This is a genomic window from Streptomyces sp. NPDC127084 (assembly GCF_042724175.1).
Classification (GTDB): domain Bacteria; phylum Actinomycetota; class Actinomycetes; order Streptomycetales; family Streptomycetaceae; genus Streptomyces.
The window spans coordinates 13526-33748 of sequence record NZ_JBHXFA010000050.1; the positions used below are offsets into that span (position 1 = coordinate 13526).

The window sequence follows — 20223 nt, forward strand, 5'->3', positions numbered from 1 at the left end:
TGCGGGCCGGCCATGCGGCGTTGTCCCCTGTGGTCGGCCCAGTCGGGCGGGCGGGACCGGCCGTGCCGCGAACAGGCAGCTGGGCCGGTGCCGGCGACCGCTCCTCACGGAACGGCCGTCTATCCGGCCCTGCGGAGCCGTTCCGCGTCACTGGTGCGCGGACAGGTGAGGCAGGTTTCATCGGGTCGGAGCGTGTAGAAGAAGCAGCAGCTCGCCCGGTCGCGAGTGGGCAGGGTCGTCCCGTCGGGGCGGATGAGGTCCCGGAAGCCCGCCGTGCCGACGTACGGCTTCACCGCGCCCGGCAGCAGGGTTTCGAGCTCCGCGATCCCTCGCTGCTCATCGCCCAGCAGATGGGCGATGTACCAGAGCCCCTCGACCACCTCGTCGGTCGCCATGCCCCACAGGGCGCGCCTGCCCCGCCGCATCCGGGGACCGAAGCCTTCGAGTACGGGTGCGAGGTGCTCGGCGACCGCTTCCCGTACCTCGGCTCGCAGGGACTCCTCGTCTGGGACGATGCGCGCCCCCGGCAGGATGGCGGCGGGGTCGTTTGGCAGGCAGGCGAATTCGCGCACCCGGACGGCCATCCGTCCCAGGCCGCGCTGGAAGGCCACGTCCTCGACGGGCAGCCGCGGTACCCGCCGGTGCAGAAACCAGGGCACTGTGATCAGCAGGCATGCGGGCCAGGCGTACCGGTGCAGCCCGAAGCTCGCGACCACGTCGGGCCGTGCCTGGCAGCCGTAGTCGCGCAGCACCTGGGCGTTGTCCCAGGCGAGGAAGGCGTCCAGGGCGGGTCCGCCGGCCGCGAGGTCGGCAGCCATGACCCAGCCGCCGTCCCGCGGGGTCGGTTCTCCGTCCGCGAGCTCCTGGATCGTCAGTCCGGGGAACACCTCGGTCAGCCGCGTGTACGCGGCAATGAGGGGTGTCCCGGCGGAGGCAGCCGTGACCCTGGGCGGCGTGCCGGAGATGACTGCGTGGGGGACGGTCATGGGCGGACCACCGAATCGCGATCGTTAGTAGGTTAGCCTAACCTTACCCGATACGACTGATGTTTGCCCCTTTACACTGGGGGTCCAGTCCCCGGTGTCAGCGTATGTAGGTATGTGCCGGGCTCGCACCATGCCGACGCCGGAGGAGGATTCGAGTGGAGCAGGGCAGCGCGCGCGGTATGTCCGCGACACGTCCGCCGGAGTATCCGCGCGAAGCCGCCGAAGGCGTACGCGGCGAACACACGCACGGCGAGCCCACGGTCCCCGGTGCACCTCACACCGGGCACATCCCGGGGCCGCGTCCCCCCGTCACGGCGGTGCGCCGCCACTCCGTGCGCGGCCAGGTTCTCCAGGCCCTGCGTACGGCGCTGGTCGGCGGCCAGATGACGCCGGGCGAGGTCTACTCGGCCCCGGCGCTGGCCGAGCGCTTCGGTGTCTCCGCGACACCCGTGCGCGAGGCCATGCAGCAGCTCGCCACCGAAGGCGCCGTCGAGGTCGTCCCCAACCGGGGCTTCCGGGTCATCGAACGCGACGCCCGTGAGCTGGCCGAGCTCGCCGAGGTCCGTGCCCTGATCGAGGTCCCCGTCCTCCTCCGGCTCGCCCGGACCGTACCCGCCGCCCGCTGGGGCGAGCTGCGCCCACTCGCCGACGCCACCGCCCAGGCCGCCGCCACCGGCGACCGCGCGGTCTATGCGGAGTCGGACCGCGCCTTCCATCGCGCGATCCTCTCCCTCGCCGGGAACGGCCAGCTCGTCACCATCGCCGACGAACTGCACCGCCGCTCCCAGTGGCCGCTGCTCACCCCCGCCGCTCAGCAGCCGCCCCGCGCCCTGCTGGTCGCCGACGCCGCAGAACACTCCGCGCTGCTCGACGCGCTGATCGACCAGGACCTGGACGTGGTGAGCGAACTGGTGCGCGAGCACTTCGCGGGCGCCGACCGCTGAGCGGCAACACCCTTAAGGAACGGCACCTCGCTGCGTCGTCGAATCACCCGAGTACATCCAGTACGAGGGCGATCTCCCCCTGCCTTCGGCGGGGGGACCCCCACCGCCTTTGCGATGTACCGCACCGGACGCCGCGAGCTTCCCGGCAAACCTATCCGGCCACAGCACTAGGCCGCAGGCGATGCCGGCCGTGTCGGTGGTGACAACTGGTCGGCGAGCCAGGTCGGTACGCCCCCGAGCAACCGGAACAGCCGCGCCGCCTCGGCCCGCAACCGACCCGCTTCGGGCTCCGGTTCGGTGTCGGCCAGCGCGGTGAGCGCGGGGGCCGTGCCGACGAGATAGCCCAGCTCCTCGCGGATACGCAGCGACTCCCTGAATCCCTCCCTTGCCTCGGCCAGTTCGCCGTCGCGCAGCGCCAGCGCGGCGAGGTGCCGCCAGGTACAGGACAGCAGCAGCGGATCGTTCTGGGCCACGGCTCCCGCGTGGGCGCGCAGATAGGCGGCGCGTGCCGACTGCGGTGATTCGGCGAGGTGTTCGGCGACCAGGCCGCGCCGGAAGTGGAGCAGCGCCCGCCCCGGGGCGTCCGGTGCGAGCAGCGCAGCTGCCCTGCCCAGCGCCGCACTGGCCTCGTCCGCCCGGTCGCGTACCCCCAACACCGTGGACGCGTAGGCGAGATGCCCCCGTTCACAGGCCGCGCCGCCCCGCTCGTCGTCGCTGCCGGCCGCGGCCTCCGCCGTACGCAGGGCATCCTCCGCGTCCTCCCAGCCGGTGCCGGTGAACAGACACCGCTCCACCAGCAGCGCGGTGCGCTGGAGGGTGAGGGCGGGGGATGAGGGATGGGGCGCCAGCAGGGCCGCCGCGTCGGTCCAGCAGCCGCGCGAACGCAACCGCCATACCGCGGTCTGGAGCGGCTCGTCACCTGCGGTGGTTCCGGAACCAGACATGGCGGTATACGCCACATTGCCCTCCCCTAGCGCGCCATTGTGCTGTTGGGACAGATCGAATCTCAGCATGGATGGGTATGCCTGGCCAACCCCTCTGGTGAATCAGTTCACAAACGCTCGGTTCCGGTCGATCAAGATCACAAAAGCGGGCATCCCTCGCGCTGAGCGCCGCGGGTGGCGAAGTGTCGTGGATCGTCGGCTTCGTTCCGGCGCTGCCGTCGTCACCGCATGGCGTGGCTCGGTTTTCGCGTTGTCCCGAGGGCGAGCCGCAGCCTCTGCTCGGCGGTCGGCGCCCAACGGCCCCTGCATCCGCAGCAGTACCACTGCCACCGGTCGTCATGGCCGGGCGCGGTGCGGGAAGTGTCCTTCCACAGGGGCGGACGCGCTGGGCAGTGGGGGCACTTCGGCGGCTGATGCACCATGCGGTTCTCCTTCGACGTCGTGCTCAGCAGCGTGGTGCGTCGTCCGGCGGTTCGTGGCGCGTATGCGAGTGCCCCACTCCAACGGGGGATGACGTGGGCGCTGCGCACGGGCAGTTCCCGCACGGCTGACCGGTGACCGCACCGCCCCGGCGGCGAGCTGGCGCGTCACCGAGCCCCGGGACGATGGTGTCCCTTCCCGTGGTGCAGCCCGATCAAGGTGTGGGTGTGCGCAGGCGTGTACCCGGCGCGCACTCCTGCCGGTGCCGCGTGGTCCGACTGGTGCGCCCCCCGGCCGGGGCTACTGGCTGCCGTGCGGCAAGGCCGGCGCGGCGCCTCGGGTGCGAGCGGGTTCACGCTCCTGCGGACACGCGTCGCAGCCGGGCCGGACTTCCGGGATGGCGGACTCCAGCCGCGCGGGGCTTCAGATGAACCGAATCCGTACCGTGCCGGAGACCACCGCACGCACCGGTATCCGAGGAGGACGGAGCCCCTCAGCTCATCCGCAGCGCGAGGAAGAAGTCCAGCTTGTCCTCCAGCCTGGACAGGTCACGCCCCGTCAGCTGCTCGATCCTGCCCACCCGGTACCGCAGCGTGTTCACGTGCAGATGCAGTCGTGTCGCGCAACGCGTCCAGGAGCCGTCGCAGTCCAGGAACGCCTCCAGGGTGGGGATCAGCTCAGCGCGGTGGCGCTCGTCGTAGTCGCGCAGCGGGTCGAGCAGCCGGGCGGTGAAGGCGCGGCGGACGTCGTCGGGGACGAAGGGGAGCAGCAGGACGTGCGAGGCCAGCTCGTGGTGGCCGGCGGCGCAGACGCGGCCGGGGCGGGCGGCGGCGACTCGGCGGGCGTGGCGGGCTTCCTCCAGGGCGCCGCGCAGGCCCTCGGCGGAGTGGACGGCGGCGCTGACGCCGAGGGTGAGGCGGCCGTCGCCGTCGAGGCCCGACGACAGGGGAGCGTGCACGGCGGCGAGCAGGGCGTCGGCGTGGAGGCCCGCGCTGCTGGTGCCGACGTCGGCCGCCGGGCCTTCGAGCAGGTCACCCTTCGGTGCGTCGGACTCGTCGGATCCGGGCGTCGCGGCGACCGCGGGGAGGGGTACCAGAGCGATGGCCTCGTCGCCGACGTGCGCGACGGCGATACGGTCGGCCGAGTCCGGGCCCGTCGTCGCCGGATCGACCAGGATCTCCTCCAGCAGTGACTGGGCCACCGGGCCGGACTCGACCGGGCCGCCCCCGGTCTCGTCCCACTCCACCTTCGCCACCACGACCTGCCAGTGCGGGGCGGTCCCGAGGCCGGGCAGCAGCACGGGCGCGGCGACCCGCAGCCGGGCGGCGATCTCCGGGGGCGCGGCGCCGGTCTGGACGAGTTCCAGGACCTCCTGGGCGAGGCGGCGACGCACCGTGCGGGCGGCCTCGCGGCGGTCGCGCTCCACGGCGATGAGCTGGGTGACGCCCTGGAGCAGGTCCAGCCGGGCGGCCGGCCAGTCAGAAGCGTCCGCCTCGACGGCGAGCAGCCAGTCGGACAGCACGGATGCCCGGATGTCGCGGGGACCCCGCATGTCCCGGGACTCCCGGATATCCGTGACCTCGCGGGCCGCGGAGCCCGCGGTCCGCCCGGTGCCGCGGATCGGGAAGAGCGAATACGTTGAGCCTTCAACGGTCGCGCGGTAGGGCGCGCGGCGCCCGCTGCGGCTGGCCGCCAGGTGCTCACCCGCGAGGGCGGCGCTCACCTCCTGGGGCAGCGACTCGCCCGCACCCGCGATCTGCCGCCCGGTGGGGGAGAGCACCCAGGCGCGCAGGTCCAGGTCGGTGCCGAGCAGGTCGAGCACCACATCGGGGCCGCCGCCCGCCGGGCCCGAGGTCATCATCCGGCGGTGCCGGTCCACCACCGCGGCCAGGTCACCGGCGCGCTCGCCCGAGACCTGGCGTACGACATGCTCGGTGATCGTCGCGAAGGCGACGGACTCATGGACCGCGAACAGCGGCATCTTGTGCCGTCGGCAGGCCTGGATCAGGTCGTCCGGGATGTCGCCCAGTTCCGCCTCGCCCGCCGCGAGACCCGCGACCCCCGCAGTTGCGAGAATACGGACAAAGGACTCGGAATCCTCGGGTGCGTGGCGCCAGGCAAGACCGGTGAGGACCAGCTCGCCGCCTGACAGATAGCGGCTCGGGTCCCGCAGGTCGGTGGTCATCACGCCGCGCACGCCACGGTCCAGCTCGTCGTCACCGCCGAGCAGCCGCAGTCCCAGCGCGTCGGTCTCCAGCAGTGCGCGCAGCCGCATCACGTCGCCGCCGATCTGTCTCGTTGTAGCCGTTGGAGTGATCCGGGGGCAGCGCCCTCGGTTTCAGGAGGAAAGCGGGGAGGTTACCGGGGTCCACCTTTCGTTCGAATCTACAAGACCAGGGTGCCCACCAGCCAACTCCTTCATGGTTTCGGTGACTGCACTCGCTGAGGACGCTGCTTGTGTACTGGTGCGAGATCCCCCTTAACAGGAACCAGACAGATCCGCACCCGGGCCGGCCGTACCCAGCCCCTGAGAACGACCGATCACGAAGAAGAGAGCCGCTCATGGACTTCCTTCGCCCCAGCAGCTGGGAGGAGGCGCTCGCCGCCAAGGCCGAGCACCCCTCGGCCGTGCCCATCGCGGGTGGCACCGACGTCATGGTCGAGATCAACTTCGACCACCGGCGCCCCGAGTACCTCATGGATCTGGGCCGCGTCGCCGAGCTGTCCGAGTGGGAAGTGGGTGGAGAGTCCGTCCGTCTCGGTGCCTCCGTACCGTACTCCCGGATCATGGAGCATCTCCGCGCCGAGCTCCCGGGGCTCGCGCTCGCCTCGCACACCGTGGCCTCCCCCCAGATCCGCAACCGCGGCGGCGTCGGGGGCAACCTCGGCACCGCGTCGCCGGCCGGTGACGCCCACCCCGCCCTGCTGGCCGCGGGCGCCGAGGTCGAGGTGGAATCGGTACGCGGCACCCGGCGCATTCCGATCGACGAGTTCTACACCGGGGTGAAGCGCAACGCCCTCGCGCCGGACGAGCTGATCAGGGCCGTCCACATCAAGAAGGCCGACGGACCGCAGCAGTACTCCAAGGTCGGCACCCGCAACGCGATGGTCATCGCGGTATGCGCCTTCGGAATCGCCCTGCACCCCGGGACCCGCACGGTGCGCACCGGCATCGGCTCGGCGGCGCCCACCCCGGTGCGAGCCAAGGCCGCCGAGGAGTTCCTGAACGCCGCACTGGAGGAGGGCGGCTTCTGGGACAGCGGCAGGATCATCACCCCCTCGATCGCCAAGCAGTTCGCCGAGCTGGCAGCGGCCGCCTGCAATCCGATCGACGATGTCCGCGGCACCGCCAGATACCGCCGCCACGCGGTCGGCATCATGGCCCGCCGCACCCTCGGCTGGACCTGGGAGCAGTACCGCGGCACCGGCCGCACGCTGGAAGGAGCTGCCTGACCATGCGCGTCAACTTCACTGTCAACGGCCGCCGTCAGGAAGCCGACGACGTCTGGGAAGGCGAGAGCCTCCTCTACGTACTGCGTGAGCGGCTCGGCCTCCCCGGCTCCAAGAACGCCTGTGAGCAGGGCGAATGCGGTTCCTGTACGGTCCGCCTCGACGGCGTCCCGGTGTGTGCCTGCCTGGTGGCCGCCGGACAGGCCGAGGGCCGCGATATCGTCACCGTCGAGGGCCTCGCGGACTTCGCCAAGCAGCGCACCGCCTCCTGCGCGACGGGCGCCTGCGGCGACACGGGTACGTCCGCCGGCACCGGTGTGTGCGGCGGCGGTGACGTCGGCACGTCCCTCCAGGACGCCCAGCGCTGGAGCGCCCGCGGCACCGACTCGCAGACCGGCGAGGGCACCGAGCTGGCCCCGATCCAGCAGGCGTTCATCGACGCCGGAGCCGTGCAGTGCGGTTTCTGCACCCCGGGCCTGCTGGTCGCCGCCGACGAGCTGCTGGAGCGCACCCCGTCCCCGTCCGACGCGGACATCCGTGAGGCGCTGTCCGGCAACCTCTGCCGCTGCACCGGTTACGAGAAGATCCTCGACGCGGTCCGCCTCGCGGCCGCCCGTCAGGGAGAGGCGGTCTGAACACCATGGCGCTGAATCCCCGAGCAGCCACCGCCCCGTCCGGCGCTCCGACCAAGGTCACCCAGGGTTCCCCGACCAAGGGCGGCATCGGCGAGTCCACGCTGCGCCCCGACGGCACCCTGAAGGTCACCGGCGAGTTCGCGTACTCGTCCGACATGTGGCACGAGGACATGCTGTGGGGCCAGATCCTGCGCTCCACCGTGGCACACGCCGAGATCGTGTCCATCGACACCTCCGAGGCACTCGCCCAGGCCGGCGTCTACGCCGTACTCACCTACGACGACCTGCCGACCGAGGTGAAGAACTACGGTCTGGAGATCCAGGACACTCCGGTCCTCGCCCACGGCCGGGTACGCCACCACGGAGAGCCGGTCGCCCTGGTCGCCGCCGACCACCCGGAGACCGCACGCCGAGCCGCCGCGAAGATCAAGGTCGAGTACCGGGAGCTGCCCGTCGTCACCGACGAGGCCTCCGCGACCGCCCCCGACGCGCCCCTGCTGCACCCGGGCCGCGACGACCACCACGCAGGGCATGTCGCCCACCCCAACATCGTCCACCGCCAGCCGATCGTGCGCGGGAACGCCGACGAGGCCGCCGAGCGCGCGGATGTGATCGTCAGGGGCGACTATGTCTTCGGCATGCAGGACCAGGCCTTCCTCGGCCCCGAGTCCGGTCTCGCCGTGCCCGCCGAGGACGGCGGGGTCGACCTGTACGTGGCCACCCAGTGGCTGCACTCGGACCTGCGCCAGATCGCCCCGGTACTCGGCCTGCCCGAGGACAAGGTCCGCATGACGCTGTCCGGCGTCGGCGGCGCCTTCGGTGGGCGCGAAGACCTGTCGATGCAGATCCACGCCTGTCTGCTGGCGCTGCGCACCGGCAAGCCGGTGAAGATCGTCTACAACCGGTTCGAGTCCTTCTTCGGGCATGTCCACCGCCACCCGGCGAAGCTGCACTACGAGCACGGCGCCACCAGGGACGGCAAGCTCACCCACATGAAGTGCCGGATCGTGCTGGACGGCGGCGCCTACGCCTCCGCGTCCCCCGCCGTCGTCGGCAACGCCGCGTCCCTCTCCGTCGGCCCGTACGTCGTGGACGACGTCGACATCGAGGCCATCGCGCTCTACACCAACAACCCGCCCTGCGGCGCCATGCGCGGCTTCGGCGCGGTCCAGGCCTGCTTCGCCTACGAGGCCCAGATGGACAAGGTCGCGGCCGAACTGGGGATGGACCCGGTCGAGTTCCGGCAGATCAACGCGATGGAGCAGGGCACCATCATGCCGACCGGGCAGCCCGTAGACTCCCCGGCCCCGGTCGCCGAGCTGCTGCGCCGTGTCAAGGCCATGCCCCTGCCGCCCGAGCAGCAGTGGGTGACCACCGAGGGCGCCGACGTACGCGCGCTGCCCGGCGGGCTGTCCAACACCACCCACGGCGAAGGTGTCGTACGCGGTGTCGGCTACGCCGTCGGCATCAAGAACGTGGGCTTCTCCGAGGGCTTCGACGACTACTCCACCGCCAGGGTCCGTATGGAGGTGGTGGGCGGCGCGCCCGTCGCCACCGTGCACACCGCGATGGCGGAGGTCGGCCAGGGCGGTGTCACCGTGCACGCCCAGATCGCCCGCACCGAGCTGGGCGTCACCCAAGTGACGATCCACCCCGCCGACACCCGGGTCGGCTCCGCGGGCTCCACCTCCGCCTCCCGCCAGACCTATGTCACCGGAGGCGCGGTCAAGAACTCCTGCGAGGCCGTGCGCGAGCGGGTCCTGGAGCTCGGCCGCCGCAAGTTCGGCTCGTACCATCCGGCCTGGGCCACCGCCGAGCTGCTGCTGGAAGGCGGCAAGGTCGTCACCGACAGCGGCGAGGTGCTCGCCGATCTGGTGGACGTGCTGGAGGACGAGGCCGTCGAGGTCGAGCTCGAATGGCGGCACCGCCCCACCGAGGCCTTCGACCTGCGCACCGGCCAGGGCAACGGCCATGTCCAGTACTCCTTCGCCGCCCACCGCGCGGTGGTGGAGGTGGACACCGAGCTCGGCCTGGTCAAGGTGGTCGAACTGGCCTGTGCCCAGGATGTCGGCAAGGCGCTCAACCCGCTCTCCGTCGTCGGCCAGATCCAGGGTGGCACCACCCAGGGCCTGGGCATGGCGGTGATGGAGGAGATCATCGTCGACCCGAAGACCGCGAAGGTGCGCAACCCCTCCTTCACGGACTACCTCATCCCCACCATCCTCGACACGCCGACCATCCCCGTCGACGTGCTCGAACTCGCCGACGAGCACGCCCCGTACGGGCTGCGCGGAATCGGCGAAGCCCCGACTCTGTCGTCCACCCCGGCCGTCCTCGCGGCGATCCGGAACGCGACAGGACTCGAGCTGAACAGGACACCGGTGCGGCCAGAGCACCTCACCGGAACCTGACAGCCCGCCCGCCAGGCCGTGCCACGGCCTGGCACCCTCCGGACGGTGCGTGCCTCCCGGTACGCCACAGTCCACGCGCGCGCCGCCCGGAGGACCCGTACCGCACCGCTGGCGGTACGCAGCCCCGCGGTCACCCCCGCCCAGTGGTTGAGCAGCGTCGTTCGTTCGTCTCGGGCCGTCCCCCGGGTCGTGCAGCCAACGCAAGATCCCAAATCCCGCATTTCCCCCGGCTTCCACGCCGTTCGCGGGTGCCCCTATGAACCTTGGGAGTAGGCAACCATGACCCAGTCATCTGTGGAGCCGAAGGCCACCACCGCGGATACGGAGGACGCGGGCTCCGACTCGCGGATCCCCGCCGCCGGGCGGTCCTGGCTCGACCGGTACTTTCATATTTCCGAACGAGGATCCACCGTCGCACGCGAGGTGCGCGGCGGCACCACCACCTTCATGGCGATGGCGTACATCCTCCTGCTCAACCCCCTGATCCTGAACGGCAAGGACGCCGCGGGGAACGTACTCGGCCAGCCCGGCCTCATCACCGCGACCGCCTTCGCCGCCGCAGCGACTACTCTCCTGATGGGCTTCATCGGCAAGGTCCCGCTCGCCCTCGCGGCCGGTCTGAGCGTCTCCGGAGTCGTCGCCTCGCAGGTGGTGCCCCAGATGACCTGGCCGCAGGCCATGGCCATGTGCGTGGCCTACGGCCTGGTGATCTGCCTGCTGGTCGTCACCGGACTGCGCGAGCTGGTGATGAACGCGATACCGCTGCCGCTGAAGCACGGCATCACCATGGGAATCGGCCTGTTCATCGCCCTGATCGGCCTGGTCAAGGCGGGCTTCGTCGGCCATGGCGCCGAGTTCGGGCCGCCCGTCGAAATGGGTGAGGGCGGAGTGCTCTCCGGCTGGCCGGTACTGATCTTCTGCGTCACCCTGCTGATGATCTTCATGCTCCAGGCCCGCCGCGTACCGGGTGCGATCCTCATCGGCATCGTCGTCGGTACCGTCGTGGCGGTGGTCGTCCACAACATCGCCGGCCTGGACGCCAAGGCGTGGAACATGTCCCCGCCGGAGCTGAGCGGCAGCGCGGTCTCCATGCCCGACTTCTCGCTCTTCGGCCAGGTGGACTTCGGCGGCTGGGGCGACGTCGGCGCGATGACGGTCGGCTTCATCGTCTTCACCCTGGTGCTCGCGGGCTTCTTCGACGCGATGGCCACCATCATCGGTGTCGGCACCCAGGCCAAGCTCGCGGACGACCAGGGGCGGATGCCCGGACTGTCGAAGGCGCTGTTCATCGACGGCGCCGGCGGAGCCATCGGCGGTGTCGCGGGCGGCTCGGGCCAGACGGTTTTCGTGGAGTCCGCCACAGGTGTCGGCGAGGGCGCCAGAACCGGTCTCGCCTCGGTCGTCACCGGCCTGTTCTTCGCGGCCTGCCTCTTCTTCACCCCGCTCACGGCGATCGTGCCGCCGCAGGTCGCCTCCGCGGCGCTGGTGGTCATCGGCGCCATGATGATGCAGAACGCCCGGCACGTGGACTGGAACGACCCCTCGGTCGCCATCCCGGTCTTCCTCACCGTGGTGCTGATGCCGTTCACGTACAGCATCACGCCGGGTGTCGCCGCCGGGGTCATCTCGTACGTCGCCATCAAGGTCGCCCAGGGCAAGGGCCGCGAGGTGGGCGCCTTCATGTGGGGCCTGACCGCGATCTTCGTGGTCTTCTTCGCCCTCAGCCCGATCGAGGGCTGGTTCGGGGTCCACTGACCGGTCCGGGGTTCCCCGCCCCGCGCCTGACCCCGCGCCGCGCCCACCACGCACGCTACCCGCAGACCCGAGGAGACCGACATGCTGGACATCGCCGCTGAGCTGCACCGGTGGGTCGAGCAGGGACGGGACTTCGCCGTCGCCACCGTCGTGGCCGTCGGCGGCAGCGCGCCCCGGCAGCCCGGTGCCGCACTCGCCGTCGACAGCGAGGGCACGGCGGTCGGGTCGGTCTCCGGGGGTTGTGTGGAGGGCGCGGTATACGAGCTGTGCCGGCAGGCGCTCGAGGACGGCGAGACCGTACTCGAGCGCTTCGGCTACAGCGACGACGACGCCTTCGCCGTGGGCCTGACCTGCGGCGGGATCATCGACATCCTGGTGACCCCGGTACGTCGGACCGACACCGCCGCCCGGCGGGTCTTCGCGGATGCGCTGTCCGCGGCGGCTTGCGGGCAGGCGGCGGCCCTCGCCCGGATCACCGACGGGCCGGCCGAACTGATGGGCCGCGCCCTGCTGGTGCACCCGGACGGTTCCTACGAGGGCGGCCTCGGCGGCCACCCCGAACTGGACCGCACAGCCGCGGGCGAGGCCCGCGCCCTGCTGGACGCGGGCCGCACCGGCACCACCGCCATCGGCGCGGACGGCGCCCGCTGCGGGCAGCCGCTGACCCTGCTCGTGGAGTCCAGCGTGCCGCCGCCCCGAATGATCGTCTTCGGCGCGATCGACTTCGCGTCCGCGCTGGTGCGGGTGGGGAAGTTCCTCGGCTACCACGTGACCGTGTGCGACGCCCGCCCTGTCTTCGCGACCAGGCAGCGCTTCCCGGAGGCCGACGAGATCGTCGTGGCCTGGCCGCACCGCTATCTGGCCTCGACCGAGGTCGACAGCCGCACGGTGCTGTGTGTGCTGACCCATGACGCCAAGTTCGACGTGCCCCTGCTGGAGCTGGCGCTGACCCTCCCCGTGGCGTACGTGGGCGCGATGGGCTCGCGCCGCACCCACGAGGACCGCGAGCGCCGCCTGCGCGAAGCCGGGGTCACCGAGCCTGCCCTCGCCCGGCTGCGCTCGCCGATCGGCCTTGACCTCGGAGCCCGTACGCCCGAGGAGACCGCGCTGTCGATCGCCGCCGAGATCGTCGCGGACCGGCGCGGTGGCAGCGGCGTCTCACTGACCGGCGCTCACACGCCGATCCACCACGACGCACCGCGTACCCGCGCCGGGGTGTTCGCGGCCATCAGCTCCGTGGCCTGAGGCCTCCTGCCTCGCGGCGATTGCCGCGTCAGCGCTCAGACCCCGGCCGGCTGCTGTGGGGCTTGAGCTCGTGAGGTGTGAGACGTGAACCGTCTTCCGGGAACGGCGCTCCACCCGGCTCCCGGGTCTGCTCGAGGTGCGTGGGGTGTGCCGGTGCGACCGGCTGTTCCTCGGGCCTGGGCGGCGGCGGTTGCGTCTTGCGCCGCCTGACGGCCCATGGGATCACGCCGATGAGCACGGCCACGATCACGATGCCCGCGACAAGCGGCCCGACGCCCCCCAGAACGGGATTGCCGGCCGCGTGCTGGACGAGGGGCTCGATGCTGGTGAGCACGGTGGCGTCCTTCCCCGAGTACGGTGGCGCTTTCGCTGTTCCCAGGCGTCTGCCCCGGTATCCGCGAGGGACACGCGCGAACCACCGTCGCGGGTCGAACGCCGGCGGCACGCCATCCCCACCATCGCTCCACAGGCCCGCTCCGCCACTTCCCCGCCCCCGCCGGAACACCAGGCTCCGGCGCCACGACTGCGGTGTCCACTACTCGGTCGGAGAGTCCTCCGAGGTGTAGCGCAAGCGGGCCCAGAGCGGCAGGACGAGCCAGCAGAGCAGGTACCAGCCCAGGACTCCGGCGACCAGATAGGGCACGAAGCCGTCGTGTGTGGCGGTGCGCAGGATCAGGAACAGCGCCGAGATCAGTGTGGCGAGCAGCAGCACCAGCCCCAGGAACGTGAGTCGCGAGGCCCAGACCACCGTCATCGGCTTGATACGGCGCCCTGAGACGATCCGGTGGAGCGCCACCGGCCCGATGAGAGCGCCGGTGGCCAGCGAACCCAGGATGACCGTCACGATGTAGATCGTCTTGTCGGTCTGACCCAGTTTCTGGAAGGCCGGGGTGAACACGACCGTGAGCAGAAAGCCGAAGAGGACCTGTACGCCGGTCTGGGTGACTCGTATCTCCTGGATGAGTTCCTGCCAGCGACGGTCCGCTCGCTCGTCCTCCGTCTCACGGCGGCTGTCATGTCCTTCGTGGGGGGCTCTCTCACCGGCCATGTCGTCTCCTTCGGTGGGCTGGCCTACCCGTGTACCCCCGCACGGCGGAAGTCTGCTTATCTGAACACCGCATACGGTGAATGAACGCGCACCCGGTTCCGAAAGCCCCCTGGAGACCCCCTGGAGACCCCCTGGAGACCCCCTGGAGACCCCCGGGATTCCCTCCGGCCGACGGCCGGGCGCGGGGCACCGAGCCTGCGTGAAAGGGGCCCCGAAGATAAAATCGGGGCATGGCTGAGCGGCCCGCAGCGCGCGCAGCGCCCGAGCTGGTCATCGAAACCGACGAGGGCTCGACGCTGATGAGCCCGGGCCGGGTCTACCACGTCGGACGGGACCCGCTGAGCGACATCGTGATCGACGACGCCCGGGTCTCCTGGCACCACGCGGTGCTCAGGACCGAGGCGGACCACTGGACGCTGCAAGACGAGAACAGCACCAACGGCACTTACACCGGCGGGCGACGCATACGCGCGTCAGGCGTGGGGCCCGGCAGCGTCATACGCTTCGGCAGCCCGCAGGACGGTCCGCGGGCCGTCCTCGTCGGTACCGAACCCGCGGCCCCGCCCGCGCAGGTCACACCGGCCACACCAGTCGCTCCTGTTACTCCGACCGGTCCCCATGCCGCACCGGAGCCGGAGCCGGAGCCGCACCAGCACCCCGCCGTCACCGGCAGCTTCCGGCAGCCGACCACCGTACGGCCGCTGCCCAGCCGCACCATCCGGATCGGCCGCTCGCCGGACAACGACCTCGTCATCGAGGACCTCATCGTCTCGCGCCGGCATGCCGAACTGCGCGCCCTGCCCGACGGCAGCTACGAGATCGCGGACCTCGGCAGCCACAACGGCACCTATCTCAACGGCCAGCGCATCACCCGCGCAGCCGTCACCCCCGCGGACATCCTCGGGATAGGACACTCCACCTTCTGCCTCGTCGGTGACGAACTCCAGGAGTTCGTGGACTACGGCGAGGTCTCGCTCGACGTCCAGGACCTCGCCGTCTCGGTGACCGACGGAAAGGGCGGCACGAAGCTGCTGCTCGACCATGTCTCCTTCCCGGTCGGCGAGAAGTGCCTGCTCGGGGTGGTAGGGCCCAGCGGAGCCGGGAAGTCCACCCTGCTCAACGCGCTCACCGGACTGCGCCCCGCCAACCACGGCACGGTCCTCTACGACGGCCGCGACCTCTACCGCGACTACGCCGAGCTGCGCCGGCGTATCGGGCTCGTACCGCAGGACGACATCCTGCACCTCCAGTTGACCGTGCGCCGGGCCCTGTCGTACGCCGCCGAGCTGCGCTTCCCCGAGGACACGGCGCGCGCGGAGCGCGAGGCCCGGGTCGAGGAGGTCATCCAGGAACTGGGGCTCGAACAGCGGGCGGACCAGCCGATCCACACCCTCTCGGGAGGCCAGCGCAAACGGGTCAGCGTCGCGCTCGAACTGCTCACCAAGCCCTCGCTGCTGTTCCTGGACGAACCCACCTCCGGCCTCGACCCGGGGATGGACCGCTCGGTCATGCATATGCTGCGGGGGCTCGCCGACGACGGCCGCACGGTCATCGTCGTCACGCACAGCGTGCTCAGCCTGGACGTGTGCGACCGGCTGCTGGTGCTCGCACCGGGCGGGCGGATCGCCTTCTTCGGCGCGCCCGAGGACGCCCTGCCGTTCTTCGGCTTCGACGACTGGCCGGTGGCCTTCGAGGCCTTCGAGAACGACCGGGGTCGCGACTGGGCGGGCCAGTACCAGGCGTCCCCGTACTACCACCAGTACATCGGCGCGGCGGCACGGCCCAAGCCCCGGGCCGAGCCGGACCGGCAGTCCGTGGACGTGGCGCCACCGCCCAAGTCGCAGAGCTGGTTCGCCCAACTGCGGACGCTCGTACGCCGCTACGCGTCCGTGCTGAGCGCCGACCGCACCTTCCTGATCATCATGATCGCGCTGCCGTTCGGTATGGGCGCGATGGCCCGGGGGCTGGCGGGCAGCAAGTTCGCCCTGGATACCGCACTCGACGCCCTGCTTGTGCTGTGCGTCGGCGGGGTGCTGACCGGCGCGGCCAACGCGGTACGCGAACTCGTCAAGGAACGCGTCATCTACCAGCGCGAACGTGCTGTCGGACTGTCCAGATCCGCGTATCTGATGTCCAAGGTCGTGGTGCTGGGCGTGATCACGGTCGCCCAGGCCGTGGTGCTCACCCTCGTCGGCCTGCTCGGTGTCGACCTGAGCGCCCCCGGCGGCAAGGGCGTGCTGATGCCACCGCTGATCGAGATCACGCTGGCCGTGGCGCTGCTGTCGTTCACCTCGATGATGATGGGCCTGGTGATCTCCGCCCTCGTGCCGAAGGAGGAGGTCACCATGCCGCTGCTGGTCCTCCTCACCATGGTCCAGATCGTGTTCTGCGGCGCGCTGCTGGAGTTGGACGGCGTGCGGGGCATGGAGCAGATCTCCTGGCTGGTTCCGGCCCGCTGGGCGTTCGCGGCCATGGCGGACACCGTGGACATCGCCCGTATCGTGCCGGGCCCCGACACCGACGATCCGCTCTTCGAGCACTCCGCCGAGCTGTGGGCGCAGAACATGGCCGTGATGGTGGTGTACTGCGTGTTCCTCTGGTTCCTGGTGGCGAGGCTGCTCCGGCGTCATGAACCCGAGGTCATGCGGAAATGACCGAAACGGGCGGCGGACGGGCGGCGGGCCGGACGGTACCGGCGAAAGCACGCGGTGGACGGTGCTGTCGACATGCCGACCCGGCTGAGCTGAGCTGACATGGCTGATATGACTGGCATGACAGAGTTCGACGCCGTGCCCGGCTTCCGGCCGACGCATGTCGTCCCCGGTGACGGGCTGCCCACCTGGGAGAGCCCGGACGCCGCCCGGCCCAGCGCGCCGCTGGACCCCTTCCTGCCGGTGGAGCTGCTCGACCGGCGCGGCGACTGGGGCCGCGTGCTGTGCGCCAACGGGTGGTCCGCCTGGGTCGACGGACGGCTGCTGGTCCCCGTGCCGCAGGCCCCGCCCCCCGCCGGGCAGCCGCTCGCGCGCACCGCCGATCCGCGGCCCCTGCTGGCGCGTGCCGAGGAACTCCTGGCCCGTTATCGGCGGGCGGTGGACGACCTCGCCGGGAAGCGGTCGGACGGGGAGGCCTTCCGCAGGGCCACCCAGGGCATGCGGGTGGGGATGGTGGTGGACGGCGAGGCGATGTGGCTGTACGAGGCCGAGCACGAGCGCTGGGTGTACTGCGACGGCGACCAGTTGACCGTGTTCGCCACGGAAGGCTCCCCGCCGGGCGGCGGTGGTGATGTACGTGGCGGCAGCGGCGCCGGCGACGAGGCGGGCGGAGGCGACGCACCCTCCGCCCGTCCACCCACGCAGATCGTCAGCCGCGAGGGCACCATGTCCGCGGACCATGACCGGGGCTGAGGGCCTATCGCGCGCGGTCGTCCTTCGCCCGAGCGGCTGCCGCGGCTGCGCGGCGGCGTACGGGCGCGGCCAGCGCCGACCCGATCAGCCCCGCCGCGAGGCCCCAGACCAGCGCGATCCCCAGCGCACCCCACAGCCGCGGCTGCAGGGTTACTTCACCGCCCAGGCCCTCGATGTCGCCGACCCCGATGACCGACAGGTCGTACCGCGCGGTGACCCGGGCCAGCAGGCACACGGACAGCACGGTCAGCACCAGCGCGATACCCATGCGGTCGGCGTGCTGCCAGGGCCTGACCCGGTCGGGCGACCGTACGGCCATCAGGAAGGCGGCGGCGAGCACCAGCACCACGGCGGCCACCAGCAGCCACCAGGCCCGCCCGTCACGTTCGGACAGCGTGGAGAGGTTGAGCGTCGAACCACCAGGCGTACGCAGAACCTCTTCCAGCTCATGCGGCAGCGGTAGCCCGAACGGCCCCTTGACCGTGCCCTCCCAGGAGGCGCCCAGACCCAGGGTGAACGCCAGCCACGCCAGGTTCGGCAGGGCGAGCAGGATCACCGCGAACGTGCGCCCCGCATGCCCCTGCGTCGCCGCGGCGACAAGACCGGCGCACAGAGCGATGACCACATAGGCGAGCAGCAGCGACAGCATCGCGAACGCGGCCGGGCGCACCGACGCCTGGAAGCGCACCAGCCGGGCGGGCAGTGGGGCCCGCCGTGACACCAGCAGCGCCACCGCGGTCACGCCGACCAGCCACAGCAGTCCGTACAGCAGCGTGGGCGCGACGCCGGCGGCGAAGCCGACGCGGGGCGAGGCGCCGAGGAGGTCTCCGATGTCGCCGAGCAGGGAGTCGCCCAGCGAGACCTCGAACGTCTGGCGGGCTGCCGCGGCCAGGCCCGCGAGTCCCAGCAGCCAGAAGACCGCCAACCGCACGAAGCGGAGCAGCAGCTCGCCGGTGCCCAGGACGGCGCGGTGCCGCAGCGGACGCAGGAACAGCCAGGCGATCACCAGGGCGCCGACCAGGCTCACGGACAGGGGCACCACGCTGAGTTCGGCCTGTGTCTCGGCGAGCACCCCGGCGTCCCCGGACAGCCGCACGGTGCCGCCCGCCGCCATGACGACGATCGCGGCGACGACTCGGAGGAAGGGGTTTCCGGGCAGTCCGGTACCGCCCGCGGCCCACAGACCCAGCGCTGCGACGACGATCATGCCGACCAGTCCCGCGAGGACGGCGGCCAGCGCCTCGGCCCAGCCCCGGACCGCCGGCCCGAGGCCGCTCCGGGAGGCTGCGTGCTGGCTCACGGTGCCACCGTAAGCAGCGGGGCGCTGAGGGCGCGCGCCCAACGGGGCCGATCGCGTACGGCTGCCGCTGCCGGCGGCTACGGCTTGCAGGCGGTGCGGAGCCGGGGCAGACAATAGGGGGTGAGCGATCAGCCGACTCCGGGCCGACCCGAAGGGCCTCCCACCGGTCCACTCTCCGGCCGGGACTCGGCGCCACAGCCGTCAGCCTCGGGACCGCCCGCCGGGCCGCCGAGCGGCGGCGGACACCGCCCGTCCGGTCGTGGCGGCGGGGGCCAGGGCCCGCCGCCGGGCAGCGGCGGCGGAAGCAGCGCCGGTGACGGCGGCGGCACCGGTGGGGGAGCAGGGGAGGAGAAGGGCGGCGGCGAGGCCTGGTACCGGTCCGTCCCCAAGGTCGCCACGATCACCGCGGCGATCGTCGCGGCTGCCGCGCTCGCCATCGTGCTCACCCGTCCGGGCGGCCAGACGGTGGCTTCGGGCGAGATCTTCATGCAGTCCGCGAACGAGACCGGTCTCGATCCGTTCACCGCCTCCACGGCCAACGGCGCGGTCGACGCCCCGCCCGCCGCCCTGCCCACCTCGGACGGCGACGCAGCCACCTCGCACCCGCCGTCCGGGACCCTCGTACGGGCAGTGGACGGCGCGACCCCCGGGCTCTACGGCGGCACCCGCTCCACCGCGAGCTGCGACACCGAGAAGCAGATCCGGTTCCTCGCCGCCCAGCCCGCGAAGAACCGCGCCTTCGCCTCGGCCCTGGGCATCGAACCGTCCGCCGTCGCGCCGCGCCTCCGTGCGATGACCTCCCTTCGGCTGAGACTGGACACCCGGGTCACCAACCACGGTTACCAGGACGGCGAGGCGACCGCCTACCAGGCCGTTCTGCAAGCCGGTACGGCGGTACTCGTCGATGAACGAGGGCTGCCACGGGTGCGTTGCGCCTGCGGCAACCCCCTGGCGCCACCCGTGGAGGTCCAGCGCGACCCGAAGCGGACCGGCACGATCTGGTCCGGGTTCGAACAGTCCCGGGTGGTGATCGTCCAGCCCGCGCCGCGCACGGTCGACGCCTTCGTCGTACTGGACTTCGGGGACGACACGTACTTCTCCCGTGACCGCGCCGACACCGGCGCCCACGACAGGCCCGTGGCGCCGCCCAGGGACCCCGCCACCCCGACCGAGGTCCCCACGGCACCGCGGAGCGGTGAATCCACCCCGCCCGGGGAGCCGCCCGCGTCCCACCACGCCACCAGCCCCGGGGAGAGCCCCGTGAGCGCGACTTGCGAACCGGGCGACGGCGCCCCGGAATGCCCACCGCCCCCGCTTCCCCGCGAGAGTTCCGGTCGGGAGTCCCGTCCGCCTGACGACCCCGCGACCGCCACCGCGACCCCGTCGCACCGTGGAACCGAGCAGCCGGAGACCCCGCCCCGCACCACACCGCCGATCGAGCCACCGACCGGCCTCCCCGACGATGGCGGGCCGGGCACCCCGGAGTCCTCGCCCGCGCCCTGAGCGGGCTGGGATGGCGACGCGGGTGCCGAGCCCGCACTCGACCTGACCCGCGGTAGTGCCTCGGCGGCGGCCGGCAACGCGGTTGTCACACAGGTGCTCACGAATCTCGTCACCCCCGTCGGCCGGGGACCAGGGCCCGGTCGAGCTCCCGCAGCGATCAGGCCGATCACCGATCAGG

General features: G+C 71.8%; 15 protein-coding genes. 9 read left to right on the forward strand and 6 right to left on the reverse strand.

The features are described 5' to 3' along the window. Window positions 1–119: 119 nt before the first annotated feature. Window positions 120–986 carry a (2Fe-2S)-binding protein gene (locus tag ACFWI9_RS14450; RefSeq protein ID WP_387161861.1) on the reverse strand — a complete coding sequence of 289 codons (867 nt, stop codon included), beginning with the start codon at window positions 984–986 and terminating at the stop codon, window positions 120–122. Between the two features lie 179 nt (window positions 987–1165). Here ACFWI9_RS14450 and ACFWI9_RS14455 point away from each other — a divergent pair, with 179 nt between their 5' ends. Then, window positions 1166–1930, forward strand: coding sequence for a GntR family transcriptional regulator (locus ACFWI9_RS14455; RefSeq protein ID WP_387161895.1), 765 nt, complete (start codon window positions 1166–1168; stop codon window positions 1928–1930). A 167-nt stretch (window positions 1931–2097) separates the two neighbouring features. Here ACFWI9_RS14455 and ACFWI9_RS14460 read toward each other — a convergent pair whose 3' ends face one another. Further along, the gene (locus ACFWI9_RS14460) at window positions 2098–2874 is read right to left on the reverse strand and encodes a hypothetical protein (protein ID WP_387161863.1); all 777 of its coding nucleotides are present in this window, start codon (window positions 2872–2874) and stop codon (window positions 2098–2100) included. Between the two features lie 913 nt (window positions 2875–3787). Further along, on the reverse strand, window positions 3788–5569 hold the full coding sequence (locus tag ACFWI9_RS14465; protein ID WP_387161865.1) for a PucR family transcriptional regulator: 1782 nt from the start codon (window positions 5567–5569) through the stop codon (window positions 3788–3790). Between the two features lie 287 nt (window positions 5570–5856). Between ACFWI9_RS14465 and ACFWI9_RS14470 the strand changes: the two genes are divergently transcribed. The 5 genes from ACFWI9_RS14470 to ACFWI9_RS14490 all read left to right on the forward strand — a co-directional run bounded on the left by ACFWI9_RS14470 (window position 5857) and on the right by ACFWI9_RS14490 (window position 12790). Next, window positions 5857–6747 (forward strand): FAD binding domain-containing protein, encoded by an 891-nt coding sequence (locus tag ACFWI9_RS14470; RefSeq protein ID WP_387161867.1) that lies wholly within the window; start codon window positions 5857–5859, stop codon window positions 6745–6747. 2 nt (window positions 6748–6749) lie between these two features. After that, window positions 6750–7379 carry a (2Fe-2S)-binding protein gene (locus ACFWI9_RS14475; RefSeq protein ID WP_387161870.1) on the forward strand — a complete coding sequence of 210 codons (630 nt, stop codon included), beginning with the start codon at window positions 6750–6752 and terminating at the stop codon, window positions 7377–7379. 5 nt (window positions 7380–7384) lie between these two features. Further along, entirely contained in the window at window positions 7385–9790 is a 2406-nt protein-coding gene (locus ACFWI9_RS14480; RefSeq protein WP_387161871.1) for a xanthine dehydrogenase family protein molybdopterin-binding subunit, read from the forward strand. A gap of 279 nt (window positions 9791–10069) precedes the next feature. Further along, window positions 10070–11545, forward strand: coding sequence for an NCS2 family permease (locus tag ACFWI9_RS14485; RefSeq protein WP_387161872.1), 1476 nt, complete (start codon window positions 10070–10072; stop codon window positions 11543–11545). 81 nt (window positions 11546–11626) lie between these two features. Then, window positions 11627–12790 carry an XdhC family protein gene (locus ACFWI9_RS14490; protein ID WP_387161873.1) on the forward strand — a complete coding sequence of 388 codons (1164 nt, stop codon included), beginning with the start codon at window positions 11627–11629 and terminating at the stop codon, window positions 12788–12790. A gap of 28 nt (window positions 12791–12818) precedes the next feature. On the opposite strand, the gene ACFWI9_RS14495 is transcribed toward ACFWI9_RS14490, so the two are convergent. Both ACFWI9_RS14495 and ACFWI9_RS14500 read right to left on the reverse strand, forming a co-directional pair. After that, entirely contained in the window at window positions 12819–13124 is a 306-nt protein-coding gene (locus ACFWI9_RS14495; RefSeq protein WP_387161875.1) for a DUF6479 family protein, read from the reverse strand. 201 nt (window positions 13125–13325) lie between these two features. Further along, a complete protein-coding gene (locus ACFWI9_RS14500) occupies window positions 13326–13838 on the reverse strand; it encodes a DUF6328 family protein (protein ID WP_387161877.1) in 513 nt (170 codons plus the stop codon). A gap of 230 nt (window positions 13839–14068) precedes the next feature. Here ACFWI9_RS14500 and ACFWI9_RS14505 point away from each other — a divergent pair, with 230 nt between their 5' ends. Together ACFWI9_RS14505 and ACFWI9_RS14510 are read left to right on the forward strand one after the other, a co-directional pair. Beyond that, on the forward strand, window positions 14069–16492 hold the full coding sequence (locus tag ACFWI9_RS14505) for an FHA domain-containing protein (RefSeq protein WP_387161878.1): 2424 nt from the start codon (window positions 14069–14071) through the stop codon (window positions 16490–16492). Between the two features lie 117 nt (window positions 16493–16609). Then, entirely contained in the window at window positions 16610–17242 is a 633-nt protein-coding gene (locus ACFWI9_RS14510) for a hypothetical protein (protein WP_387161879.1), read from the forward strand. 4 nt (window positions 17243–17246) lie between these two features. Here the strand turns inward: ACFWI9_RS14510 and ACFWI9_RS14515 are convergent, their stop codons facing one another. Continuing rightward, on the reverse strand, window positions 17247–18542 hold the full coding sequence (locus ACFWI9_RS14515) for a streptophobe family protein (protein WP_387161880.1): 1296 nt from the start codon (window positions 18540–18542) through the stop codon (window positions 17247–17249). Between the two features lie 120 nt (window positions 18543–18662). Between ACFWI9_RS14515 and ACFWI9_RS14520 the strand changes: the two genes are divergently transcribed. Next, the gene (locus ACFWI9_RS14520) at window positions 18663–20045 is read left to right on the forward strand and encodes a DUF6777 domain-containing protein (RefSeq protein ID WP_387161882.1); all 1383 of its coding nucleotides are present in this window, start codon (window positions 18663–18665) and stop codon (window positions 20043–20045) included. The last annotated feature ends 178 nt before the right edge of the window (window positions 20046–20223 follow it).